This window comes from Devosia sp. LC5 (genome assembly GCF_000735585.1).
GTDB lineage: Bacteria > Pseudomonadota > Alphaproteobacteria > Rhizobiales > Devosiaceae > Devosia.
The window spans coordinates 42,518-67,881 of the sequence record NZ_JNNO01000013.1 but is presented as its reverse complement, the minus strand read 5'-3'; the positions used below and the strand labels follow the sequence as shown (position 1 = coordinate 67,881).

The window sequence follows — 25,364 nt, the reverse complement described above, 5'->3', positions numbered from 1 at the left end:
CGGTAACACAGGTAACAGCGGTAACACTTAGACACACTGTTACCTGAGTAGTGGTGGGTCTAAGTTGGTTGACTGTTACCGGTGTGATCGGTGTTACCAGGGTACGGTAGCGAGTATTTGCCGAAACCAGATTTATCCAGTTGACCAGCTGCGACCATCTTCGTGACCAAGCGGCGGACGTTTACCGATGGCCAGCCGAGGTTGTCGGCAAGTTCTTGGGGTGTGACTTCGCGGGCGGCCAGTTTCATTGCCTCAATGATCTGAACCCGCTCTTCGGATTGTCCAACCTCATTGACGTTGCCAAGAACCGTCCATCGGCCGTTGTCCATCTTCATGGCGTAGTCAAATTCCGAGAGGTCTCGACCGCGACCGTAAAGCTTGGTGCCTCCGGTGTCGCGATCCAGAATTAGGATGCTGTCAGCTGCCCCGGTGATGCCGTTCGAACCATTGATCATTTCCAGTGGATCGTCGGCCTCGGACTTTCGAACGTGCGTTACGACGACGATCGCCAAGCGCTTTTCGCTCGCGTAGCTTTGGAGGGCACCAGCGGCGTTGTAGTCGTCCTCGTAGATCCCAGCGTTTCCCTTCTTGGGCTGCCGGACCTTCTGGAAAGTATCAATGACGACCAGACGAGGCTTCGTGACGTGCACACGCCAGTCCTCGATCTCTTCAATCAGGCCGGCGCCGATTTTCGAGGATTTAGTTGCTGTGCGCAAAGCTGAGATGTTTGGGCGCTTGATGATCACAGGTAGCAATGTGCGCAGACGATCCTTCAGCCGTCGGTCATTGTCCTCCAGCGCCAAGTAAAGCACATCACCTTGCTCGCATTCTGCCCTTCCAAATGCACTGGCGCCCCCGGCCACAGCCATGCAAGCATTCAGCGCCAGCCAGCTCTTGCCGAGCTTCGGACGGCCGCCAAGGATCGTTAGCCCCTCAACAATGAACCCTGGCACAACCCATTGCACCGGCGGGAATTCTGTCGCGAGGAGGGTTTCCGCATCGACAGTTTCTAGACGCTTCACTGTCTTGGCAGGGGCCGTTGTAGTCGTGGCGCCGCCGGCATTGTCGTTGGCCGCCACCAGCTTTCGGACCCGCCTCGGCGCCTCAAACTGCTGCCGCAGGTAGGCAACAGCGGCCGCGCGTTCATCCGCTGGGCCGGCCAGAGGCACGAATTCCGGCCTGCCATCAGCGGCCAGTCTGGTGACTACGACGGTGCCAGAGTGCGGAGTTGTCGATGACAAGGTATGGAAATCGCGCGTGATGACGCAGAGCCGTTCAATCTGGTGGGCCGCTAGACCGCCGTCTGGCGCTGGCCGAAACTTGTGTGGCGCAGCTTTGAAATTTGGAGCACCGGCGACCATTGGAGCCAGCGCGACACGACCAGACAGGCGAGTTGCGAGATCATCGAAAACCTCAAGTTCAGCGTCGGGATCAGGCTGCTTCGGAGCGGATGTCATCGTGGGCGTTGCCCTCTTTGTAGGTCTGGATGGCGAGGCGGGGGATTTCGGCAAAAGCCGGGTCGGACAGGACCGCACCCGGCCTGCCGTGCCGTCCGCGCGTCGCATAAACCCGCAGCTCGCCGGTGAGGGTTCGGCGGAGTTGCCAATCCATCAAGCGGACGTCAGGCGATATTTCGATGTCGAACATGACAGGGATCTGGCCGGCATCGCGCGGCCGCCAGTTTAGGATGCGCATGGCATCTCCTTATGGAGTGATGTAGTTCGATTCCGCTTTTCGGAATCCAATTGGCATTGTCCCTCCCGACGCTTGAGGTGGGACTGCAATTCGGAATTGTGCAGTAAAATGCGGGGCGCGAAATTGTCCCACTTCGGCCTAACTATTTGATTTTGTTAGGCGGTGTGGCTCCGGTCCCGGGCACCATTCCTTCCCAAGATTTGCCAACGCGCCGCGCCGTTCATCATTGCGGCCATTTTGCGGCAAACGATGCCTTAACGGCTTTCCCTTAGTTTGCCTCGAGCTGTCCGGACCGCGCGGTCCGGCACGAGTTGCATTGGGAAAACCTCACGCCATGAATTTTCGCTCCCTGTCGGTCAAGACTGCCATTTTGAGCGGATTGGCGCTCGCCATCGTCTTTGCCATCGGCATTTTCGTGTTGGTCCAGCAGGTGGGCCAAACCATCGACCGGCAGACCCGCGCCTATCAGGCCGCCAGCACGGCCGGCGTGGCCGATGAAGTGGCCGCCAGCCTCTCCGCTGCGGCCGCGACCGCCGATGGCGTGGTGACGGCGCTCGAATCCCTCAAGGAAGCCCGCACGGCCAGCCGCTCGGTCTATGGCGCATTGCTCCAACATACGCTCAAGCGCAACCCGTCTTTGCTTGGCGTATGGTCGGGCTGGGAGCCCAATGCGCTGGATGGCCGCGACGTCGACTTCGCCAACCGCCCCGGCCATGACGCCACCGGCCGCTACGTGCCTTATTGGAACCGCGGCAGTGGCGAGATCGCCAATGAGCCCCTGACCGGCTATGACGATCCGGTTGCCGGCGCCTATTACCAGCGTCCCAAGGCCGAAGGCCGCATGGTCGCGATCGATCCCTACCTTTATGCAGTGGGCGGCAAGGACGTGCTGATCATGTCCTTCGGCGCGCCCATCATGGTGGGCGGCACCTATATGGGTACGGGCGGCGTCGATCTGTCGCTGGCTGAACTCAATGCCCGTCTCGCCGAAATCAAACCCATGGGCACCGGCACGGTGGTCGTGCTGACCGCCGCCGGCATGGTTGTCGCCCACCCCGACCCGACCCTGATCGGGCAGACGCTGCCTGCATCCGACCCGCTGACTGGCCTGGCCGCTGCCGCGATTGCCAACGGCACCGCCGAGGCCGATTTGACCTCAACCGATGGCACTGCCTTGCGCGGCGTGGCCGTTCCCTTCGCCGTAGGCGGCACGCTTGATCGCTGGGTCGTGGTCTCCAATGTACCGCTCGCCACGCTCACCGCGACGCAGACCGAAACCCAATTCACCATTATTGGCCTCGCCGCCGCCTGTGTGCTGATCGCGTGCCTGGTGATGTTCGCGCTGATCCGCACTCTGATCGGCAAGCCCCTGGGCACGCTCGGCGCCACTGTCGACGCCGTCGCCGGTGGCGATTATCACAGCGAAATCAACGGAATTGAGCGCGCCGACGAAATCGGCACCCTGGCTCGCGCCGTTGAGATTTTCCGCGATAACGGCCTCAAGATCAGCCAGATGACAGAGGAAGAACGCGCCGCCGTGATCCAGCGTCGCGTCGAGCGCACCGATATGATGGTGGCGCTACAGGCCGCGTTCGGCGAAGTGGTCGATGCCGCCATTGCCGGAGATTTCTCCAAGCGCGTCCATGCCCAGTTCCCCGATGCCGAGCTCAACGCCCTGGCCGGCAGCGTCAATGCCCTGGTCGAAACCGTCGATCGCGGCCTGGGCGAAACCGGCGCGGTGCTCGCCGCCATGGCCGATACCGACCTCACCCGCCGCATGCAGGGCAATTACAGCGGCGCCTTCGCCAAGCTGCGCGACGACACCAATGCAGTAACCGACAGGCTTACCGAGATTGTCGGCGGCGCCAAGGCCATTTCGGGCACATTGCGCGCTGCCACCAGCGAAATCCTCTCCGGCGCCAACGATCTGTCCGAACGCACCACCAAGCAGGCGGCGACCATCGAGGAAACCTCGGCGGCCATGGAACAGCTTGCCGCCACCGTCGCCGAAAACGCCAAAATGGCCGAAACTGCCAGCGGCAAGGCGCAGACGGTCTCGACCAGCGCCGCCCAAAGCGGGAACACCATGGACCAGGCCAATGCCGCCATGGAGCGGATCACCGAGGCCTCGTCCAAGATTTCCAATATTATCGGCATGATCGACGACATCGCCTTCCAGACCAATCTTCTGGCGCTCAATGCCTCCGTCGAAGCCGCCCGTGCCGGCGATGCTGGCAAGGGCTTTGCCGTGGTGGCCGTCGAAGTGCGACGCCTGGCCCAATCGGCGGCCTCCGCCTCTGCCGACGTCAAGCATCTGGTCGAGCAGAGCGCCAGCGAAGTGCGCGGCGGCACCAAGCTCGTCTCCAACGCCGCCGAGCAATTGGCGTCCATGCTGGCCGCGGTCGACGAAAATGCCCGCCTGATGCAAGCCATCGCCAAGTCGAGCCTCGAACAGGCCGCCGCAATCGGCCAGGTCAATGTCGCTGTCCGCACTCTGGACGAAATGACCCAGCACAATGCCGCCCTGGTCGAGGAAATGAACGCGGCCATCGAGCAGAGCGAAAACCAGGCGAGCCAACTCGACATGGCCGTTGATGTGTTCACCCTCGAACCCAGCAGTGCTGAACCGGCCCAAGCAAAACCCCGCCGCGCCGTCCCGCCAAGCACCATCGAACGCGTCCGCTCCGCCTCGCACTCCTATCTGAGCCAAGGCGGCGCCGCCATCGCCAAGGACTGGTCCGAGTTCTAGGAAAGCCCCGATCCCATTCCCTTCCCCTTGTGGGTGAGGGTTAGGGTCGGGGTGCTGCGCCTTCAATACGTTCAAAGCGGGTGAATACCTCAGAACCCCACGCTCAATCCCTCCCACAAGAGGGTAGCAGATCGCGCCTCTCCAGATATCGCCCCGCCACATTCTCCCAAACCATCCCCCTGCCGTCATTGCCCGGCTCGTCCGGGCAATCCATTGCTTCCGCATATGCTTCAGGCATGGATCACCCGGACAAGCCGGGTGATGACGCTGAATGGAGAGAAAGCGGCATAGTTCCTTAAAGTGAACAATGCCCCGCAAGGGGAGGGGGCTGCATTGGAAATTCCCGACACGTCCCCCCTCCTTGCCTTTTGCCCGCCCCAGGCGCAGTCTTCCTTCAGAAAAACCGCCACTTACAGCCGGCACCAGACGAATGCCTGGCGTGACAGGACGGTGACAGGGAGCCGCCCTAATATGGCGGACCTGCCGGACGGAACGACGTTCGGATTTTTACATGGGAGGATCTATGAACAAGCTGCTTTTGGCCGCGCTGATGTCCGGCGCTATGGCCGTTCCCGCTTTCGCCGCCGATTACACCATTCTGGCCCCTGCTGCCCCCGGCGGCGGCTGGGACCAGACCGCCCGTTCCATGCAGGAGGCCCTGCAATCGGAGGGCATTTCGGGCAATGTCCAGGTCACCAACGTGCCGGGCGCCGGTGGCACGATCGGCCTTGCCCAGTTCGTCAATCAGGAAAGCGGCAATCCCGATGCCCTGATCGTCGGCGGTTACGTGATGGTGGGTGCCATTCTCACCAATGCCTCGCCCGTAACCCTTGAGCAGGTTACCCCGATCGCCCGCCTCACCGGCGAGGCGGTGGTTATCGTTGTGCCTGCGGCGTCCGAGCTGCAGACCATGGACGACCTGGTCGCCAAGCTGAAGGCCGACGCGGGCTCGGTTGCCTGGGCCGGCGGTTCGGCCGGCGGCGCCGACCATATCACGGCCGGTCTCATCGCCAAGACGGTCGGAGTCGATCCGACCACTGTCAACTACATCGCCTATTCGGGCGGTGGCGAAGCCCTTGCTGCCCTGCTTGGCGGCCAGGTCACCGTGGGCATCTCGGGCTATTCCGAATTCTCGAGCCAGATTGCTGCCGGCGAACTCCGCCTGCTGGCCGTGTCCAGCGACACCCGCATTCCGGGCGTCGATGCACCGACCCTCAAGGAAGCCGGCGTCGATATGGCGCTGCAGAACTGGCGCATGGTTGCCGCTGCCCCCGGCATCACCGACGAGCAGAAGGCCGCCATTACCGCCGATATCGAAAAGATGGTGAATTCGGCCGCCTGGCAGACCACGCTCGAAACCAAGGGCTGGGTCAACACCTATCTCGCTGGTGACGAGTTCACTGCTCAGCTTGCCGCCGACACCGAGGCGACTGCCGCCATCCTGAAAGACATCGGGCTGGTGCAGTGAGCTCCGGCGAACCCAATCTCTCGCGCCGCCCCGATGGGGCGGCGCTTGTCATCGCGGCCATTCTCGCCGCCATCGCGGTGGTCATCATCTGGCAGACCAGCCAGATGCGCCTGCCGCCCGTCCAGGCGCGGGTTGGCCCCACGGTCTTCCCCTACATCATCGCGGGTGGGCTGCTGCTGCTCTCCGTCGGCACCGTCGTGTCGGCATTCCGCCATGGCTTTCCGGCGCGCGAGGCAGACAATTACCGGCCCATCATGTGGATCGTGGCGGGGCTGGTAGCCCAGCTCCTGCTGTTGTCGACCGCCGGATTTTCCATCGCGACCGGCGTTCTTTTCGCCTTCACGGCCAAGGCCTTCGGGCGTGGACCGCTATGGCAAACCATTCCCATCGGGGCGGTCTTTGCCTTCCTTGTCTGGTTTGCCTTCGCCAAGGGCCTGCAGCTCTCGCTGCCCTCGGGTCCCCTCGAACGCCTAATTCCCTGATCGGAAGCTGCCGCCATGGATACTTTCGGACTTCTCGCGCAGGGCCTGATCGCCGCCCTGCAATGGCAAAACCTCATCTATGCACTGATCGGTGTCACCTTGGGCACCGCCGTCGGCGTTTTGCCTGGCATCGGCCCGGCGCTCACCGTGGCGCTGCTGCTGCCCGTCACTTACAAACTTGATCCGGCCGGCTCGCTCATCATGTTCGCCGGCATCTATTATGGCGGCATGTATGGCGGCTCGACCACCTCCATCCTGCTCAACACGCCGGGCGAGAGCGCATCGATCGTCACTGCGCTAGAAGGCAACAAGATGGCCCGCAAAGGCCGCGGCGGCCCGGCGCTTGCCACCGCGGCAATTGGCTCTTTCGTCGCCGGCCTGATCGCTACCCTGGCGCTGGCGTTTGTCGCCCCATGGGTCGTCAAGTTCGCGCTGGCCTTTGGACCGGCCGAATATTTCGCGCTGATGGTGCTGGCCTTCATCACCGTATCTGCAGCGTTTGGCGACAGCGCTTTACGCGGGCTCACTGCGCTGTTCCTGGGCCTGGGCCTGGGCATTATCGGCATCGATCTGCAGACCGGTCAGGCGCGCATGTCCTTCGGCATCCCCGATCTGCTCGACGGCATCGAGGTGACGACGCTGGCGGTGGCGCTTTTCGCCATCGGGGAAACCCTCAAGATGGCAGCCGATCGCAGCCAGGTGAATGACGAGGTTCTGTCCGTCAAAGGCTCGGTCTGGATGACCAGGGAAGATTGGAAACGGTCCTGGCTGCCCTGGCTGCGCGGCACCGCTGTGGGCTTTCCGATTGGCGCCATGCCGGCTGGTGGCGCCGATGTGGCCAGTTTCCTGTCCTACAGCGCCGAAAAGACCTTCGCCAAAAAACCTGAGGAATTCGGTCACGGCGCCATCGAGGGCGTGGCGGGTCCCGAGGCTGCCAATAATGCGTCGGCCGCCGGCACACTGGTGCCGCTATTGACGCTGGGCCTGCCCACCACGGCTACCGCCGCCATCATGCTGGCCGGCTTCCAGCAATTCGGCCTACAGCCCGGCCCGCTGCTTTTCACCAATAATGCCAGCCTGGTCTGGGCGTTGATTGCCAGCCTGCTGGTCGCCAATTTCATGCTGATCGTGCTCAATCTGCCGCTAATCGGCCTCTGGGTGAAATTGCTGACCATCCCCAAGCCCTGGCTCTATGGCGGCATCCTGGTCTTCGCCACCCTGGGCACGCTTGGTGCCAATGGCGCGATGTCGGGAAACCTCTTCGGTATCCGCTTCTCGTTCGAGCTGATGCTGCTGCTTGCCTTCGGCATATTGGGCTATCTGCTGCGCCGCTTCGGCTATCCTATTGCCCCGGTGGTCGTGGGGCTGATCCTTGGTCCCATGGCCGAACAGCAATTGCGCCGTGCCCTTGCCATCAGCCAGGGCGATCCGCTGGTGCTGTTCCACTCCCCCATTGCCATCACGCTCTATGTCTTGGCGGCGGCGGCAGTGCTGGTTCCGCTCTGGTTCCGTCTGCGCGGCAAGGGTCAGGTATTGGGGCAATTGGCCAGCGACGAGGACTAGTCAGGCGCGGGCATGGCCCGAAAAAGCAAAAGCCCGGACGCGCCATCACAGCGCATCCGGGCTTTTTCACGTTGACCGGCAACTCGATACGGGTCGCACAGGGAGGGGCCAGCGCCCCGCTTCGAGCAGGAGACTTACCTGCCGATCGAACGGAAAGCGTCGGCGTCGATGCCAAGGGTCTTGAGGTGCTTGGCCTTGGGCGCACGCCCGGCTTCCACCGCGTTGGACACGGCAGCAGCGCTGCCGAACACTTCCACGAAGGTGCCAAGGGCTGCAAAGAAACGATTGTTCCGATGAGTGCTCATTGCCATTTTCCTCTAAAGCCCCGGCCAGATCGCCGCTCGCTTTCATGATTGTGTAAATGGGCTCATCCGGCCCCCGCCGGTAGGGCAATTCCATCATTCCAGCCATGCGTCCAGCGCGAATGCCTGCCCGCAAACGCCCATTTCCGGCCGATATTCCAAACACCCACCCGCTGCCATGCGCTGAGCGCATGGGGATTTGCGCGGGAGTGAGACCGAACACGGAGCCAACCCTCTCCCCTTGTGGGAGAGGGACGACATTTCTGCGTCCAGCAGAAATGACAGGGTGAGGGGTCCTGCGTCATCCCATGCCAGAAGCTGGGGAAAGAAAACCCCTCATCCGCCCTTCGGGCACCTTCTCCTCAAGGGGCGAAGGCAAGCCCCCTAAGGCTTGGGCGAAACAATTTCCTGCCAGGTATCCAGAAACCGCCGCTTCCTCTGCTGGTCGAGCGACACCAGTAGCGCCGGACCCAGTGGTATCGGCTGGATCACCCCGCGCCCGCGCGCCGCAATGGCCTCGCTGCTCCATTCTCCAACGCCGCCGGCCACCACCGACCCCAACGCTGTCTGCCCCGCCGCAATGGCCTGCCCCTCCGGCGATAGTGCAAAATCGACAAACGCCTTGCCCAGTTCGGGGTAGGGCGCATCCCGCGGGATCATCATCGAGCGCGTCAGCACCAGCACATAATCGTCGGGCACCACGATTTCGATATTGGCCCCTGCGGCCTTGCGCGCAAAGGCGTAGGAGCCCAGCACATTATAGCCCAGCGCCAGCGAGCCATCGGCCACGCCGTTCAGAATTGCCGGGCTCGACCCGCTGAATTGCGCATTCACCCGGCCAAATGCTGCCGCCAGCCGCCAGAAGTTCGATGAAATCGTCTGGTCCTGTGCCGCCAGCAGATAGCCCACGCCCGAGACCCCGATATGATAGGTCGCGATCTTGCCGCGGAACCGCGCGGTCTGGTTCTCCAGCAACTCAGCCAGCGTCAGATGTGTGCGCGGCACTTCGTCGGCCCCGATCAGGTCGGGATTATAGATGATCACCGCCGGCTCGAAGGTGAACCCGAACAGCTCATTGCGCCAATGCGCCCATTCCGGCAGCTGCGCCAGATAGGGGCTGTCATAGGCCAGCGCATAGCCATCATTGGCCAGCTTGACCTGCAAATCCGAGGCCGAACTGATCACCAGATCCGGCTTGGGGTCGGTATCCCCCGCCAGAAACCGCTCATACAGCGGCACCGAATCCGTCTCTTCGTAAATCACCGTCACTCCCGGCCAGCGCAGCTGAAACCCCGCCACGAACTGGGCGAATAGCGGCGTATCGGTCACGCCCAGTATGGTCAGCACCTGCTCGGTGCTGCCATCGGGCGCCGGATACCGCGACTCCACCGCCCGCGCCGCCTGCGGCTGCACCAGCAGCAGGCACAGCGCCAGCATGGCGACGCTCCCCAGCGCCTTGCGCAACTGCTCGAGCCTGGCATTGCGCCCCACCAGCGGCAATTCGATTTCCACCGCCAGCCCGCCGCCCTCCCGGTCCTTCAGCCGCAGCGCCCCGCGATGCGCCACCACCACCCGCTTGACGATCGATAGCCCCAGGCCCGATCCCACCTTGGCGCTGGCGCTGCTGCCCCGCTTGAATCGCTCCAGTACCACCGCTTTTTCCCCCTCGGGAATGCCCGGCCCGCTATCGGTCACCACCATGGTCAGCAAGCCATCCTGCGCCACTCCGGCAATGGAAACCGATCCCTCCGAATAGATCATGGCATTATCAACCACATTGCGGACCATCTCTCGCAGCGCCACCCGGTCGCCACGGATTTGCGCCGCCGCCACCGCCTCGGGAATATCGAGGCTGAGCCGCGCCGCCTGATCGCCATCCAGCCGCTGCCGCACATCCTCGATCACTGCTCCGAATGGCGTCGTGTCGCTTTCCTGGTTCTCCAGCCGATGGGAAATCGTCGCGTCCATCAGCAATTGCGACACCAATTGGCTGGCATGGATCGCCCCCTGGTGAATGCGCCCCACCCGCCGCCGCAGCGCATCGGGGTCCTGCTCATCCATCGCCACTTCCGCCTGCGCCCTTAGCGAAGCCAGCGGCGTGCGCACTTCATGGGCCGCCTCCGCCACCAGCCCGCTCAGCCGCTCCATGCTGCTGCCCAGCCGCGCCATGAAGGCATTGAGCGCCCCCACCAGCTGGCTCACCTCCACCGGCACCGGCACATCCAGCGGCGACAGGTCATCGGGCGCCCGCCCGCGCAAAGCCTGTTCCAACTGGTAGAGCGGGGCAAACATCCGCCCGATGCCAAACCACACCAGCGCCACCGCCAGCAGCGTCAGCGCCACCACCGGCACGATGGCATTGCCCAATATCTCATTGGCCAGCGCCTCGCGCTCATTCTGCGTTTCGGCCACATGAATGGTCACCCAATCGGTCTCGCTGGCCGACGAGGTCAGCCGCCCAACGCTGGCCACCCGCACCAGTTCGCCGCGATACATCGCGTCCTGAAACACCGGCCCCGCCGACTGCATTTCTTCAAGGTCTGCCGACAGGTCACCATAGCCGGTCACCGCCCGTCCACGCGGGTCTTCCACCGCATAAAACACCCGGTCGCGCCCGGAAAACATGCCAAACGAGGCAAACGGCAATTCCACGATCACCGCATCGTTTTCCACCTGTACCGCCCCGGCAATGGTCAGTGCCGACGCAGCCAGCAACCGGTCAAACGCCCGGTCGGCCGCCCGCTCCGCATAATCGCGGATGAACACCACCAGGATTACCGCAGCGCCCAGCAGCAACGCCACCGCCAGCGCCAAAATCCGCCGCCTGATGGAAAAGGAACTTCTGGGCTCGGTCACGGCACCACACCTCTCCCTTTGGGGGAGAGGTCGACCCGAAGGGGCGGGTGAGGGGGCCTTTTCCTGGCGGGGTGGTGGAGAAAGGCCCCCTCACCCGTCTCGCGAGGGCGAGCCGACCTCTCCCCCCAAGGGAGAGGTGACGAAGAAAAAGCCCTACCCATGCGGCGCCCGCAACACATAGCCCACGCCACGCACCGTGCCGATCTCAATGCTCGCCGCTTCCAGCTTCTTGCGCAGCCGCGAGATATGCAGCTCCAGCGCATTGACCGACACCGCCTCGTCGAAATTGAACAGCTGGTTCATCAGCCGCTCCTTGGGTACCACCTTGCCCGCATTGGTCACCAGAATTTCCAGCAGCCGGAATTCGCGCCGCCCCAGCTCCAGCGATTTGCCGCCGATCGAGGCATTGAGCCCCGCCATGTCCAGCGCCAGATTGCCCACGCCCAGCGTGCTGGTGGTCTGCCCGCCGGTCCGCCGCATCAGCGCCCGCAGCCGCGCTTCCAGCTCGCGCAGATCGAAGGGTTTCACCAGATAATCATCGGCCCCCAGATCGAGCAGGCTCACCTTGTCGTCGATTTCCGAGCGCGCCGTAATCACCAGGATCGGCGCATTGAACTTGCGCTTGCGCAATTCGGCGATCAGCCCGATCCCGTCGCGATTGGGCAGCATCAGATCGAGCGCCACCGCATCGAAAACATCACCCTCGGCGGCCGGCACCACGTCATTGCCGTCCCGCACCCATTCCACCGAATGCCCCGCCGTACGCAGCCGCTTCTCGATGGCCTCGCCCAGGTCTTCATTATCTTCGACAAGCAATATTCGCATCAGCGCCGATGGTCTCCCTGCCGGCACAGTATGGAGTTTCGCCTTGCGTGTCAGCACCAGCGCTGGGAAGCCCCCATCATCCCTCGCCCCAGTAGACCGCATGGTGAGCCTGTCGAACCACGAGGTCGTGGCACTATTCAGTCGCGACCTCCTCCTTCGACAAGCTCAGGATGAGGTCTACTGAAGGATGCTCCTAAAACACCGCCATCATCGAAGCCGCCACCGCCACGATACCCAGCGCCGCCAGCCCTGCCGCCATCAACATGGCCTGCATGCGCTGCATCTGCGCCGAGCGATGCGCCGCAAGCCGTGTCGCCTTGATGTCCGATGTATCCAGATGTGTCATATGCCGCCCCTTATAGTGCCGGCCACTGCGCCAGCGATTTGTCGGAGTTTGCCGCCATTAGGCTCTTCTCACCCACGCGGAAAAGCTAACCTCGCCGCGCCCATTGCGCGAAAGCCTCCCTGCCAAAGCGGTTAATTTACATAAAATCCGATCTATCCTGATCTTGTATGGTAGATGCTTGATCCCGCCCGCGCGTCGTGGCAGAACATTGCCCATGACCCATTCAGCCCATCTCCACCCCGATCGTTTGTTCCCTGCCTCCCAACCGGCCCAGTCGATTGCCCGCGAGCTTTATCCCGCCGTAGCCGGCCTGCCGCTGATTTGCCCGCATGGTCATACCGATCCGTCCTGGTTCGCCAACAATGGGCGCTTCTCCGATCCGGCTGCGCTCTTCCTCACGCCCGACCACTATGTCCTGCGCATGCTGCGCAGCCGCGGGCTCGATTACGATGCGCTGGGCGTCCCCCGTAAGGATGGCAAGCCCGTTGCCGATGGGCGCACCGCCTGGCGTCTCTTTGCCGCCAATTATCACCTCTTTGCTGGCACCCCATCCAAGACCTGGATCGACCATTCCCTGCACTGGGCCTTCGGCATCACCGATGAGCTGTCCCCCGCCACGGCCGACGCCATCTACGACACGATCGACGCCGCCCTCGCCACGCCCGACCTGCTGCCGCTGGCTTTGCTCGACCGCGCCAGGGTCGAAGTCATCGCCACCACCGAATTCGCCCTCGATCCCCTGGTCCATCACCAGAAAATGGCCGAAACCGGTATTCTGGGTCGCGTCCGCACCACCTACCGCCCCGATGACGTGACCGATCCGAGCCGCCCCGCCATTGTCGACAATCTCAGGAAATTCGCCGAACTGACCGGCGAGGACGTCACCAATTGGGGTGGGCTGATCAACGCCCACCGGGCTCGCCGCGAATATTTCCGCCGCTACGGCGCCGTCGCCACCGACCATGGTGTGCCCTCGGCCAACACGGCTGATCTGCCGCTGATCGAAAAGCAGGCTCTGCTCGACAAGATTCTCGCCGGCAAGCACGACGCCGCCGATGCCGAGCTGTTCCGCGCCCAGATGATGACCGAAATGGCCCTGCTGTCCGTCGAAGACGGCATGGTCATGCAGCTCCATGCCGGTTCGCGCCGCAATACCGATCCCTTGCTCTTTGCCGAGCGCGGCCCGGATCTGGGCGCCGACATCCCCGGCACCACCGACTATGTCAACGGCCTGCGCGCTTTGCTCGCCCGCTGCGGCAATGAGCCAAACCTGCGGCTGATCATGTTCGTGTTGGACGAAACCACCTATGCCCGCGAGCTGGGCCCCATGGCCGGCTATTGGCCGAGCCTGATGATCGGTCCGCCCTGGTGGTTCCACGATAGCCCGCAAGGCATCCGCCGCTATCTCGACCAGGTCGTTGAAACCGCCGGCTTCTACAATCTCGCCGGTTTCAACGACGACACCCGCGCCCTGCTCTCCATCCCCGCCCGCCACGACGTCTGGCGCCGCGAAGTCTGCGGGTTCCTCGCCACCTGGGTCGCCGAAAACCGCCTCAGCAAGCGCACCGCCGAAGAGCTGGCCAAGCATTTGAGCTATCAAGCCGCGAAAGACGCCTACAAGATCAGCTAGGCCTCAATCCATCCCCACCCACCGCTCTCCCTCGGGCTTGACCCGAGGGCCATTCTCCGCCGCACCAAATACGGTGCTTGGCCCCAGCGACCCTCGGGTCAAGCCCGAGGGAGAGCGGTGGGTGGGACGAAGAAATGCTGTCTGCCAGAAGCCCGTCGTCCCTCACGGCGACTTCCACAACACCACCAGCAATACCAAAATCCCCGTCACCAGCAGCACCAGTGTCCCGGTCACCCCGTTGAACACCTGCCGCCCCAGGCTGGGCGTCGCCTCGTCGGCCGCAATGATGTCGGAGAGTTTGTGGGGGTCGTCCCCGTTCATGCCTCGATACGTCATGGTCCAGTTCCCCTGCATTGGGCGCTGTCTTCTGCGTCGCGATCAGTCTAACTCCGGCCAACTTTATCAAAACTTGCCGTGGCCCGGTTTGCTGGCGTTAAGGTTGCCATCGTGCAAAGCGTCTTGCTTACCAAAAAGCTACCGCGCCGCATTTCGATCAAGTTCTTTTGCCAAGCGCAGTTAATGTCGAAAGCAAGCCCGCCTTCTGATCTAATGGCTGACATGAATCAGTCTCCCGCCGAAACCGCGCTGAGCCGCGCCATGATCCGCTGGTCCCTGACCAAGTCGATGCCCGTGGCGGAAACCGCCACCAGTTGGGTCTTCCGCGTCGAGCAGAATGGCCGCAACTTCGCCGCCCTCAAAATCCTCAAGCCCCTGGCTTTGGAAGAGGAAAGCCGCGGCGCCCAGTTGCTGAACTGGTATGGCGGGGAGGGGGCCGCCACGGTCTTCGACATTCACGGCAATACCATTTTCATGGAATGGCTCGAGGGCAAGACGCTGGGCGACGCCGTCCGCGCCGGCCATGATGATGAGGGCACCATCGCTATCGCTACGGTCATTGCCAGTCTGCATCGCCCCCGCGAGGGCGCTCCTGAGGGCCTCGAGCCGCTGCGCGACCGTTTCCAGACTCTGTTCGACACTGATGTGCGGAGTTGGCCGCATACGGCGCGCGATCTCTATGCCCGCGCCAGCGGCATCGCGCTCCGCTTGTTCGACCGGCCCAGCGCCCAGATTCCGCTGCATGGCGATATGCACCACGATAATGTGCTGAGTTCGGATCGCGGCTGGCTGGCTATCGATCCCAAGGGCCTGCTCGGCGATCCGGCCTATGATGTGGCCAATGTGTTCATCAACCCCAAGGGTGCCGGCCACATCGCCGCCGACCCCCGCCGCATCGCCGCCCGCGCTGATATCCTCTCCGAGCGCCTGGCCTATCCGCGCAAGCGCATCCTGGGCTGGGCCGCCGCCCATGCGGCGCTCTCGGCCTGCTGGGAGCTTGCCGAAGGACGCTCCATCACCCATCAACTCGCCGTCCTGCCCAATCTGCTCAGCGCCTACGACCAGGCCGTCTAAATGGAATCATCCACGATGCTGACTACTTCGCGCCGCGGCCTGCTCATGTTGGGCGCGGCCCTGACGCTTTCGGCCTGCGCCTCCACCATGCCGGCTTTGGCACCGGCTGTGGCAACCCCCACGCCCGAAACCCTCACCGGCGATCAGATCATGGCGGCGGTCAATGCCGTGCGCCGGGCCAATGGCGCCCCGCCCTGGAGCTATAGCCAGCGCCTCGAAGACGCCGCCCGCTCCCAGGCTCGCCTCATGGCCCAGCGCGACACGCTCAGCCACGATCTGGGCGTCACCCTGCGCGAACGCGTCACCGAGGCCGGCTATATCGGCGCAGTCGGGGAGAACCTGGCCCGTGGCCACATCTCGCTCGAAGCGGCCCTGCAGGGCTGGATGAATTCCGCCGGCCATCGCGGCACCCTGCTCAGCCCCAAATTCACCGAATTCGGCCTCGCCGTCACCCGCACCCAAGCCGGCCGCCTCTACTGGGCCCTGATCGCCGGCGGCAGCTTCGACGCCTGGCGGGTATATCAATAGCGGGGCACGACCTCGTCCTTCGACAAGCTCAGGATGAGGTCTACTGCTATAGCGGCGGTCTAAGTAGACCTCATGGTGAGCCCGTCGAACCACGAGGTCGTGGCACCATCTCCAGCACCCACCGGCCCCCCTCGCCCCTTGAGGGACTTCGAGCCGTCCCGCAGGGCAAATCGCTCCAGTGGAGCGATTTGAGGGGAGAAGGCCATGAGAGCTATGCTCGAATGGCTAGGACAGTAATTTCTTCGTCCAGAAGAAATTACAGGGTGAGGGGTTCTGCGCTCTCCCATGCCAGAAACGCAGAAAGAGACCCCTCATCCGCCCTTCGGGCATCTTCTCCCTCAAGGGGAAAAGGGCGATCTCCCGCTACGAACTCAGCGTCCGCCGCACCGCCATGTCCCAGCCCTTGATCTTGCCCTTGCGCTCGGCCGCCGCCATTTTGGGCTCAAACCGGCGATCCCGGGCCCAGCTCGCCGCAAACTCGGCCATGCCCGGCCATACTCCGGCCCGCGATCCGGCCAGCCACGCCGCGCCCAGCGCCGTGGTTTCCAGAATCACCGGCCGGTCCACCGGTGCGTCCAGCACATCGGCCAGGAACTGCATGGTCCAGTCCGATGCCACCATGCCGCCATCCACCCGCAACACCGTGTCCTGTCCGCCCTTCCAGTCCTTGCGCATCGCTGCCAGCAGGTCCAGCGTCTGGTAGCAAACCGCCTCCAGTGCCGCCCGGGCAATTTCCGCCGGCCCCGAATTGCGCGTCAGTCCATAAATCGCCCCGCGCGCCTCGGCATCCCACCAGGGCGCCCCCAGCCCCACAAAGGCGGGCACCATATAGACATGCTGGCTGGGATCGGCGCTTTGCGCCAGCGGTCCGGTCTCGCTGGCATGTTTGACCAGCTTCAGCCCATCGCGAATCCACTGCACTGCCGCCCCGGCGATGAAGATCGAGCCTTCCAGCGCATAGGTGGTCTGGCCATCCAGCCGATAGGCGATGGTCGTGAGCAGCCTGTTCTTGCTCGCCACCATGTCCTTGCCGGTATTGAGCAGCGCAAAACACCCCGTGCCATAGGTCGATTTAAGCATGCCCGGCTCAAAGCAAGCCTGCCCGATCGTCGCCGCATGCTGGTCGCCCGCCACCCCCAGAATGGGGATCGCCGCGCCAAACAATTCCGGCTCGGTCACCCCGAAATCGGCCGCGCAATCTTCCACCTCCGGCAACAGCGCCGCCGGCACCTCGAACAGTTCCAGCAGCCCCTTGTCCCAACGGTTCTTGCCAATATCGAACAGCAGCGTGCGCCCCGCATTGGTCGCGTCGGTCACATGCCGCTTGCCGCCCGTCAGCCGCCAGATCAGGAAGCTATCCACCGTGCCGAACGCCAGTTCGCCCTTTTCCGCGCGCTTGCGGGCGCCCTTCACATTGTCCAGCAGCCAGCGCACTTTCGTGCCGGCAAAATAGGGGTCGAGCAGCAGCCCGGTCTTTTTGGTGATCGCCTTTTCATGGCCCGCCGCCTTGAGCTTGGCGCAAAACGCCGCCGTCCGCCGGTCCTGCCACACAATGGCATTGTGAATGGGCTTGCCCGTCTGCCGGTCCCAGATCAGCGTCGTCTCGCGCTGGTTGGTAATGCCGATTGCCGCTACATCCTTCGCGCCGATCCCGGCCGCCTTCAGCGCCTCCTGGACCGCCCAGACCACACTCTCCCAGATTTCCTCGGGGTCATGCTCCACCCAGCCGTCGCGCGGAAAAATCTGGGTAAATTCCTTCTGCCCCGACCCGGCAATCCGGCGGTCCGCGCCAAACACGATCGCCCGGCTCGACGTCGTCCCCTGATCAATCGCCAGAATATATCCGCTCATTAAAGTCTCCTCCGCAGGAACTCTGTGGTTCCCCTCCTAGCTCTCACCCGCCGTCATTGCCTGGCTTGTCCGGGCAATCCATGCTTCAGCAATCGTGATCGCATCGTATGGATCACCCGGACAGCCGGGTGATGACGATTGCGAGGTATCAAGCCTCGATCCAGCCTCAATGTCAGTGGCTCACGCGCCCCGCCATATACCCATCCAGCTCCACCGCCTCATCCGCACTCACCCGCAGCCCCAGCTTGGTCCGCCGCCACAGCACGTCCTGCCCCACCCGCGCCCATTCGTGCGCCATCAGATAATCCACCTCGGCCTGATACAAATCCGCCCCGAAATGCCGCCCCAGCCCGCCGACATCGCTGGCATCGCCCAAGATCACCCGCGCCTTGGTGCCATAAAGCCGCATCAGCCGCCGCACCAGCCCATCGGGCATGCCGGCATAATCCTTGTGCAGCCGCCGCACTTCGGCCTCGAACGACAGCGGCTCGAAGTCTCCGCCCGGCAGCTTGCTCACCTTGGTCCAGGCCGGCCCCTTCTTGCCCAGCACGCCCTCGATCTTGTCCAGCACCGACTCGGCCAACCGCCGCGAGGTGGTCAGCTTGCCGCCAAACACATTGATTGCCGCCCCGCTCTGGGCGTCGCCATCGACCTTGAGCACATAATCCCGCGTCGCTTCCTGCGCCGCGCTCGCCCCATCATCGAACAGCGGCCGCACCCCCGAATAGGTCCAGACGATATCGCCCCGTGTCACCGGCTTGGCGAAATATTCGCTCGCCGCCGCGCAGAGATAATCCGTCTCCCGGTCCGAAATCGCCACATCCTTGGGGTCGCCGGAATAGTCCTCGTCGGTCGTGCCGATCAGCGTGAAATCGCCTTCATAGGGAATGGCGAAAATGATCCGCCCGTCCGCATTCTGAAAAATATAGCAACGGTCATGGTCATAGAGCTTGTTCACCACGATATGGCTGCCCTTGACCAGCCGCACATTATGCGCACCGTTCTTGCCCATCGTGCCGTTGATGACACTGTCCACCCACGGCCCCGCCGCATTCACAACCAGCTTGGCCCGTACACTCTGCCGCCCGCCTTCGCCATCCAGTTCCACGGTCCAGCCGCCGGCATCCCGCCGCGCACTCGTCACCTTGGTCCGCACCTGCACAATAGCGCCCCGATCCGCCGCATCGCGCGCGTTCAGCACCACAAAGCGCGCATCGTCCACCCAGCAATCGGAATATTCAAACCCCAGCCGGTAGCCGGGTTTCAGCGGCTTGCCCACCTCGTTCCGCGTCAGGTCCAGCGTCTTGGTCGGCGGCAATAGCCGGCGGCCGCCCATATAATCATACATGGCCAGCCCCGCCCGCAGCACCATTGCCGGCCGCAGCCCCTTGTGGTGCGGCAGCACGAACCGCAGCGGCTTGATGATATGGGGCGCATTGGCCCACAGCACTTCGCGCTCCGCCAGGGCTTCATGCACCAGCCGGAATTCATAATGCTCGAGATAGCGCAGCCCGCCATGCACGAGCTTGGTCGCCGCCGATGAGGTGCCCGATGCCAGATCATGCATCTCGGCCAGCATTACCGAATAGCCGCGCCCCACCGCATCGCGGGCGACGCTGGCCCCATTAATGCCTCCGCCAATCACAAAGACATCGACTTGCTCGGTCATCGCTTCAGCCTCTTTCGTTATGCTTTCGTTTCTACGCGAAATGTTTTCGTTTTGAAAGGCCGTCAAGCGTTGCAAATTCCAATGTGCGGAACAGCATATCGCCTATGAACTGATCCAGCGGCTCTTTCGTCCCTCGCCCCTCACCCGGCCCTGCGGGCCGACCTCCCCCTGAGGGGCGAGGTGAAACCGGACCCCGGTCTATCTTCCATACAAGATCCAAGTTGACCCATATGGCGTGACAGGCTAGGGCAGGGGTGTCCTTCGGCCCCGGGTCCCGGCCATGCTCGCCATTATCACTGTCATTGCCCCGGTTTTCGCCCTGATGGCGCTCGGCTACGGCGCCGTGCGCTTCCGCCTGTTCCCCGCCGATGGCATCAAGAGCCTAATCGCCTTCGTGAACAATTTCGCGACGCCCTGCCTGCTGTTTCATTCCCTGCTCACCAGCGATTTCCGCTCGGCGTTCAACCTATCCATCATCGTGCCCTTTTATGCCGGCGCGCTGATCTGCTTCGCCCTGGGCATTTTCATCGCCATCAAATTCTTCCGCAATCGTCCCGGCGAAGGCGTCTCGGCCGCCTTTTCCGGCACTTTCACCAATACGGTGCTGGTCGGCCTGCCCATCATCCAGCGCGCCTATGGCCCCGAAGCGCTCCCGGTCACGCTCTCCATCATTGGCCTTCATGGCGCGATCCTGCTCACCATCGGCATGCTCACCATGGAACTGGTCCGCCGCGATGGCCAGTCCCTGGGCAAGACGCTGATCGTCGCGGGCAAGCGCGTCGGCTCCAATCCGCTGATTTGGGGCATTGCCGCTGGCATGATCGCCTCCTTCGCCGGCGTCACCCTGATCGAGCCGGCCGAAGCCTTTTTCGTCATGATGAGCCAGGCCGTGGTCCCGGCAGCCCTGTTCGGCGTCGGCGGCGCGCTCAATGAATATAAGCTCAGCGACAGCTGGAAGCACGCATTGGTCGCTTCCTCCATCAAGCTGATCCTCCACCCCGCCATCGCCTATGGACTGATGATCTGGGTGTTCCATGTCGACATGGCCATTGCCCGCTACGGCATCCTGCTCTCCGCCATGCCGGTCGGCGTCAACGCCTATATCTTTGCCACCTATTACAATCGCAGCGTCAGCGTTGCCACCAATACGGTGCTGATCACGACCCTCGCATCCGCCGTCACCATTTCGGGCTGGCTCTATATTCTGAGCCTTTAGGCCGCCGCCACGCTCACCTCAAGCTCGCGCACGCCATCCTCCGCCGGCACCAGCCGTAGCGGTTGTGTCGAGAGCCCGTCCAGCCCCGCTGCCAGCCGCACATGCCGGTCGGTGGGACATATCTGCAGCCTTGGATCAAACCCGATCCAGCCCAAACCATCGTCAAACGCCTCCGCCCAGGCATGGAACGCGGCCACGCCACCCTCGGCGCCCATCAGGTAGCCTGTCACATAGCGCGCCGGAATATCGAGCGCCCGCGCGCCGCCCACAAAGCTATGCGCATAATCACTGGCCGGGGGCAGGGGCTTTGCCACCCCGCCCTGGCCCTGGCTCTGCCCGCCATCGGCCTGCATCTGGCTCTGGCCCGGGGCATCCACGCCCAGCGCCTCGCCCACCCGCGCCATCAGCCCGTGCAAGATGTCGAGCCTGGTTTCCTTGGCATTGCGATATTTGCCATACAGCGCCACCGGCGCCTTGGTCAGTGGCGTTACCCGTCGATAGAGCGCGGGCACCGGTTCGCCTCCGATCCTTCCGAGCACGCCATGCCGGTCGGTCGTCTCGATCACGCCCTTGACCGTCACCACCAGTTCGCCCTCGGGCCGGCTCTGGTTCACCAGATGGGCGATATTGCCATAGGCGTCGATAAAGCGGCCGGCATTGCCGATCCCCGCCATTTCCACGCTCCAGCTTTCTATGCTCTGTGTCGGCCCACCCTGCGGCGTCAGCAGCAATTGCAGCACGGCATTGGCCGTGCCGGCCGGCGGCGTCACGCTGAGCTGGTGGCGTATGGCAATGCGCATCGACTTCCTTACGGTGTGTGGACAGTTAGGTCAGGGAGAGGCGAAAATGGTGGTTTTTGAGAACCGGCGCGCAGCGTACGTTCGGGTACGTGAGCACCGGAAGCGCAGAAAATCGCCATTTGCAGACCTCCATCACCTAAATGTCCACACACCTAGTAGAAATTGTAGCTTTCGGACAAGGCATCGGTGACCCGATTGTTCCGGGCAATGAATTCGGTGAGAAATTCATGCAGCCCATGGCTGAAGATCTTTTCCATGCTGGTATCTTCCACCATGGCCAGCAATTGGCTCGCCGCCTCCTGGCATTCCTGCTTGCGCCCGTAAAAATCTGCCAGCAGATCCAGATTCTGCTGCACGAATTGCGCACAGAAATTCAGCGAGCGCGGCATTTCCGGCCGCAGGATCAGGAAGTCGGCGATGTTCTGTGCCTTGTAGCGGTCGTGATAGACATGGCGATAGCTGCGATGCGCCGATGCCGCCCGCAAGATCAGCGTCCATTGCTGGATGTCGAGTTCGCCCCCCACCAGCGTGGCGCGGGGCAGCAGCACATAATATTTCATGTCCAGGATGCGGGCGGTATTATCCGCCCGCTCCACGAAATTGCCCGCCTGCAAGAACGCAAACCCGTCATCGCGCAGGATCGTGCCGAGCAGCGCCCCGCGGAATTCATGGCTGCGCTGCTTCACCCATTGCAGCAAACCAAGCAGCTTGGCCCCGCGCACATCGCGCGGCTTGATCTGGGAATATTCCAGCCACGCCCCGTTCATGCTCTCCCACATATCGGTGGTGATGGCGGTGCGCACCGAGCGCGCATTGGTCCGTGCCGCCAACAGGCACGAATAGACCGAGCTCGAATTATCCGGGTCGAACATCATGAAATGGGCGACCGTATCCACATCGGCCGTCTTGTGCTTGGCCGCAAAAGCCTCATCGACCTCCGCCGCCTGCATCATCGACATCAAATGCTCGCTCGACCCACCCTCGCGCCGGCTGGTCAGGCTCATGCGATAGCCCACCTCGAGCAGCCGCGCCATATTCTCGGCCCGCTCCACATAGCGGCTGAGCCAGAACAGATTTTGTGCCGTCCGCCCGAGCATCATGAGCAGATCGAGTGCGCGGCGGCACCCCCCCTCCGAGCGCCGCTAGGCGCTGCGCGCCAAGCTCTGCTTGCCTCCCCCACAAGGGGGGAGGTGAAGCCGGCAGGTATGGCGCTATTATGCCAAAAACTCGATGTCACCCTCCCCCTTGTGGGGCTTGTGAGCGACCCGTTAGGGGCAAATCGCTCCAGTGGAGCGATTTGAGCGATCAAGGCCATGAGAGCTACGCTCGAATGGCCTAGGGTGGGGGTGTCTCTCAACACGCGCGAAATACCGGAATCCATCATCAATCTTCCAGCACCCACGTATCCTTGGTCCCGCCGCCCTGGCTCGAATTGACCACTAGCGAGCCCTTCTTCAGCGCCACTCGCGTCAACCCGCCCGGCGTGATCCGCACCCTATCGCCTACCAGCACATAGGGCCGCAAATCCACATGCCGCGGCGCCACCCCGGCATTGACATAAGTGGGGCAGGTGCTGAGCGCCAAGGTCGGCTGCACGATGTAATTATCCGGCCGCGCCTCGATTTTCCGGCGGAATTCGGCATGCATGGCCTTGGTCGAGGTCGGCCCCACCATCATCCCATAGCCGCCCGAGCCATGCACTTCCTTGACGACCAGGTCAGCGATATTGGCCAGCACCCAATTGCGCTGTTCCTCATCGGTGCAATTATAGGTCGGCACATTGCTCAGCAGTGCTTTTTCTCCGAGATAGAATTCCACGATTTCGGGCACATAGGTATAGACGGCCTTGTCATCGGCAATCCCGGTGCCCGGCGCATTGACCAGCGTCACATTGCCCGCCCGATAGGCGTTGAACAGGCCCGGCACCCCCAGCATGGAATCAGGCCGGAAGGTGAGGGGATCGAGATAATCGTCGTCGATCCGGCGATAGATCACATCCACCCGCTCCGGCCCGGTCGTGGTGCGCATATAAACCTTGCCGCCATCGACAAACAGATCGGGTCCCTCGCAGAGCTGTGCGCCCATCTGGTCGGCCAGGAACGAATGTTCGAAATAGGCCGAATTATAAATGCCCGGCGTCAGCACCGCGATATTGGGCGATTGCCCAGCGCCGGCCGGCGCCACGCTTTCCAGCGTCCGCCGCAGGTTTTCGGGGTAAGTTTCCACCGGCGCCACCTTGCAGCGGTGGAACAGGTCGGGCGCCAGCTGCATCATCGCCTCGCGGTCTTCCAGCATATAGCTGACCCCCGAAGGCGTGCGCAGATTGTCTTCCAGCACATAATATTCGTCCGGTCCCACCCGCACGATATCGACCCCGATAATATGGGCATAAACGCCCTTGGCCGGCTCCAGCCCCATCATTTCGGGCGCGAAAGCGGCATTCTGCAGGATCAGCTTTTCGGGGATTCGTCCCGCCTTCAGAATTTCCTGGCGGTGATAGATGTCATACAAAAACGCGTTGAGCGCCTTGACGCGCTGCTCGATCCCCTTGGAGAGCTTGCGCCATTCCTGTGCCGCGATAATACGCGGGATCACATCGAAGGGGATGACCTTTTCGGTGCCTTCCTCCGACCCGTAAACCGCAAAGGTAATGCCCAGCTTGCGAAAAATCGCTTCGGCATCCGATTGCATCAGGGTCAGGGCTTTGTCGGGCTGTTCCTCCAGCCAGGCGTTCAGGGCCCGATAAGGTTCGCGGACAGAACCATCCGCATTGTACATTTCATCGAACGGCGCAGTTTCGGCCATTATGCTCCGCGTGGTGTTACGGCTTAGCCCATCGCCTTCACATTGCTACACATTTGTACGCAGCCGTCCAGCCGGTCAGCGCGACAATCGCAAGACTTCATCGCGAGAACCCCACCTGACGGATCGCTCCCCACAGGGCTTGCGATGCGGCCCATGCCCATTATGGTGTCGCCAGCATCACCCGGAGGAGCCCCATTCATGACCATCGAAATCCTGCAAACCGGCAAGCTCCTCGCCTCCTGCGAAGCCGCGCTCGCCGCCCGCTACACCGTCCATAAGTTGCACGAACAGGCCGATCCCAAAACCTGGCTTGCCCAAAACGGCGCCCGCATTCGCGCCCATGCCGGCTCGGGGGTGCAGGCCGATCTGATGGACGCGCTGCCTAATCTGGAAATCATCGCCAGCTTCGGCGTCGGCTATGACAATATCGACACCAGGGCCGCCAAGGCCCGCAATATCCGCGTCACCAACACCCCCGACGTGCTCAACGACGCCGTGGCCGAACTCACCATCGGCCTGATGATCGCCTTGGCTCGCCGCATCCCCCAGGCCGATCAATATGTCCGCCAGGGCAAGTGGCAGCCCGGCGCCAGCATGCCGCTGTTTACCGAACTCACCGGCAAGACCTTGGGCATTCTGGGCCTCGGCCGCATCGGCAAGGAAATCGCGTCCCGCGCCCAGGCCATGAAGATGCGCGTCGTCTATCACGGCCGCCATCGCCAGCTTTCCGAGCCGCATATCTATTACGACAACTTGGTCGACATGGCCCGCGACAGCGATTGGCTGGTGATCATCGCCCCCGGCGGCAAAGGCACCGAACGCATCGTGTCGCGCGACGTCCTCACCGCTCTGGGCCCCAAGGGCATGCTGGTCAATGTCGCCCGCGGCACGCTGGTCGACGAGCCGGCCATGCTCGAGCTACTGCAGAATGGCGGCCTGGGCGGCGCCGCGCTCGACGTCTTCGAAAACGAGCCCCAGGTGCCAGAGGCCTTTTTCGCCCTCGACAATGTCGTCCTCTCCCCCCACCAGGGCAGCGCCACGGTACAAACCCGCGACGCGATGGGCGCCATGCTCGTCGCCAATCTCGACGCCCACTTCGCCGGCGAACCCCTCCTTAGCCAGGTGGTCTAGGCTCCCCCACCCACCGCTCTCCCTCGGGCTCGACCCGA

At 63.0% G+C, this 25,364-nt stretch carries 21 protein-coding genes; 9 read left to right on the top strand and 12 right to left on the bottom strand.

The window, feature by feature from the left end:
- Window positions 1–59 precede the first annotated feature (59 nt).
- On the bottom strand, window positions 60–1,457 hold the full coding sequence (locus FF80_RS09270; protein ID WP_160172820.1) for an AAA family ATPase: 1,398 nt from the start codon (window positions 1,455–1,457) through the stop codon (window positions 60–62).
- A complete protein-coding gene (locus FF80_RS21880; RefSeq protein ID WP_035099597.1) occupies window positions 1,432–1,695 on the bottom strand; it encodes a hypothetical protein in 264 nt (87 codons plus the stop codon). Before FF80_RS21880 ends, FF80_RS09270 begins: the two co-directional genes overlap by 26 nt.
- A 334-nt stretch (window positions 1,696–2,029) precedes the next feature.
- Between FF80_RS21880 and FF80_RS09260 the strand changes: the two genes are divergently transcribed.
- The 4 genes from FF80_RS09260 (at window position 2,030) to FF80_RS09245 (ending at window position 7,957) form a co-directional block, all read left to right on the top strand.
- Window positions 2,030–4,444 carry a methyl-accepting chemotaxis protein gene (locus FF80_RS09260; RefSeq protein ID WP_035099596.1) on the top strand — a complete coding sequence of 805 codons (2,415 nt, stop codon included), beginning with the start codon at window positions 2,030–2,032 and terminating at the stop codon, window positions 4,442–4,444.
- Between the two features lie 523 nt (window positions 4,445–4,967).
- Complete coding sequence (locus FF80_RS09255; protein WP_035099595.1) at window positions 4,968–5,912, top strand: tripartite tricarboxylate transporter substrate-binding protein; 945 nt, start codon at window positions 4,968–4,970, stop codon at window positions 5,910–5,912.
- Window positions 5,909–6,394, top strand: coding sequence for a tripartite tricarboxylate transporter TctB family protein (locus FF80_RS09250; protein ID WP_035099592.1), 486 nt, complete (start codon window positions 5,909–5,911; stop codon window positions 6,392–6,394). The genes FF80_RS09255 and FF80_RS09250 overlap by 4 nt, the downstream gene beginning before the upstream one ends.
- 15 nt (window positions 6,395–6,409) lie before the next feature.
- A complete protein-coding gene (locus FF80_RS09245; protein ID WP_035099591.1) occupies window positions 6,410–7,957 on the top strand; it encodes a tripartite tricarboxylate transporter permease in 1,548 nt (515 codons plus the stop codon).
- A 134-nt stretch (window positions 7,958–8,091) separates the two neighbouring features.
- Here FF80_RS09245 and FF80_RS22085 read toward each other — a convergent pair whose 3' ends face one another.
- From FF80_RS22085 to FF80_RS21875, 4 genes are all read right to left on the bottom strand, one after another.
- Window positions 8,092–8,262, bottom strand: a complete 171-nt coding sequence (locus FF80_RS22085; RefSeq protein ID WP_200877185.1) for a hypothetical protein — start codon at window positions 8,260–8,262, stop codon at window positions 8,092–8,094.
- A 381-nt stretch (window positions 8,263–8,643) separates the two neighbouring features.
- On the bottom strand, window positions 8,644–11,115 hold the full coding sequence (locus tag FF80_RS09240) for an extracellular solute-binding protein (RefSeq protein ID WP_035099589.1): 2,472 nt from the start codon (window positions 11,113–11,115) through the stop codon (window positions 8,644–8,646).
- Between the two features lie 153 nt (window positions 11,116–11,268).
- On the bottom strand, window positions 11,269–11,940 hold the full coding sequence (locus FF80_RS09235; protein ID WP_035099587.1) for a response regulator transcription factor: 672 nt from the start codon (window positions 11,938–11,940) through the stop codon (window positions 11,269–11,271).
- Between the two features lie 193 nt (window positions 11,941–12,133).
- Window positions 12,134–12,286, bottom strand: a complete 153-nt coding sequence (locus FF80_RS21875) for a hypothetical protein (protein ID WP_160172819.1) — start codon at window positions 12,284–12,286, stop codon at window positions 12,134–12,136.
- 214 nt (window positions 12,287–12,500) lie between these two features.
- On the opposite strand from FF80_RS21875, the gene uxaC reads away from it, so the two are divergent.
- Window positions 12,501–13,916: a glucuronate isomerase gene (gene uxaC / locus FF80_RS09230; protein ID WP_035099585.1), complete on the top strand. Its 1,416-nt coding sequence runs from the start codon at window positions 12,501–12,503 to the stop codon at window positions 13,914–13,916.
- 162 nt (window positions 13,917–14,078) lie between these two features.
- Here uxaC and FF80_RS21870 read toward each other — a convergent pair whose 3' ends face one another.
- On the bottom strand, window positions 14,079–14,252 hold the full coding sequence (locus tag FF80_RS21870) for a hypothetical protein (protein ID WP_160172818.1): 174 nt from the start codon (window positions 14,250–14,252) through the stop codon (window positions 14,079–14,081).
- 222 nt (window positions 14,253–14,474) lie between these two features.
- Here FF80_RS21870 and FF80_RS09220 point away from each other — a divergent pair, with 222 nt between their 5' ends.
- Window positions 14,475–15,326, top strand: coding sequence for an aminoglycoside phosphotransferase family protein (locus FF80_RS09220; protein ID WP_052153347.1), 852 nt, complete (start codon window positions 14,475–14,477; stop codon window positions 15,324–15,326).
- 15 nt (window positions 15,327–15,341) lie between these two features.
- Window positions 15,342–15,854: a CAP domain-containing protein gene (locus FF80_RS09215; protein ID WP_052153346.1), complete on the top strand. Its 513-nt coding sequence runs from the start codon at window positions 15,342–15,344 to the stop codon at window positions 15,852–15,854.
- A gap of 363 nt (window positions 15,855–16,217) precedes the next feature.
- Here the strand turns inward: FF80_RS09215 and glpK are convergent, their stop codons facing one another.
- Together glpK and glpD are read right to left on the bottom strand one after the other, a co-directional pair.
- Entirely contained in the window at window positions 16,218–17,705 is a 1,488-nt protein-coding gene (glpK, locus tag FF80_RS09210) for a glycerol kinase GlpK (RefSeq protein WP_035099581.1), read from the bottom strand.
- 172 nt (window positions 17,706–17,877) lie between these two features.
- Window positions 17,878–19,374, bottom strand: a complete 1,497-nt coding sequence (gene glpD / locus FF80_RS09205; RefSeq protein ID WP_035099579.1) for a glycerol-3-phosphate dehydrogenase — start codon at window positions 19,372–19,374, stop codon at window positions 17,878–17,880.
- A 280-nt stretch (window positions 19,375–19,654) separates the two neighbouring features.
- On the opposite strand from glpD, the gene FF80_RS09200 reads away from it, so the two are divergent.
- Entirely contained in the window at window positions 19,655–20,590 is a 936-nt protein-coding gene (locus FF80_RS09200; RefSeq protein ID WP_035099577.1) for an AEC family transporter, read from the top strand.
- Here FF80_RS09200 and FF80_RS20930 read toward each other — a convergent pair.
- From FF80_RS20930 to FF80_RS09185, 3 genes are all read right to left on the bottom strand, one after another.
- Window positions 20,587–21,390 carry a transglutaminase family protein gene (locus tag FF80_RS20930; RefSeq protein WP_052153345.1) on the bottom strand — a complete coding sequence of 268 codons (804 nt, stop codon included), beginning with the start codon at window positions 21,388–21,390 and terminating at the stop codon, window positions 20,587–20,589. The two genes, FF80_RS09200 and FF80_RS20930, sit on opposite strands and share 4 nt — an antisense overlap.
- A gap of 152 nt (window positions 21,391–21,542) precedes the next feature.
- Window positions 21,543–22,490 carry an alpha-E domain-containing protein gene (locus tag FF80_RS09190; RefSeq protein WP_035099575.1) on the bottom strand — a complete coding sequence of 316 codons (948 nt, stop codon included), beginning with the start codon at window positions 22,488–22,490 and terminating at the stop codon, window positions 21,543–21,545.
- Window positions 22,491–22,773: 283 nt separating this feature from the next.
- Window positions 22,774–24,195 (bottom strand): circularly permuted type 2 ATP-grasp protein, encoded by a 1,422-nt coding sequence (locus tag FF80_RS09185; RefSeq protein ID WP_035099573.1) that lies wholly within the window; start codon window positions 24,193–24,195, stop codon window positions 22,774–22,776.
- Between the two features lie 198 nt (window positions 24,196–24,393).
- Here FF80_RS09185 and FF80_RS09180 point away from each other — a divergent pair, with 198 nt between their 5' ends.
- Complete coding sequence (locus FF80_RS09180; protein ID WP_035099571.1) at window positions 24,394–25,326, top strand: 2-hydroxyacid dehydrogenase; 933 nt, start codon at window positions 24,394–24,396, stop codon at window positions 25,324–25,326.
- The last annotated feature ends 38 nt before the right edge of the window (window positions 25,327–25,364 follow it).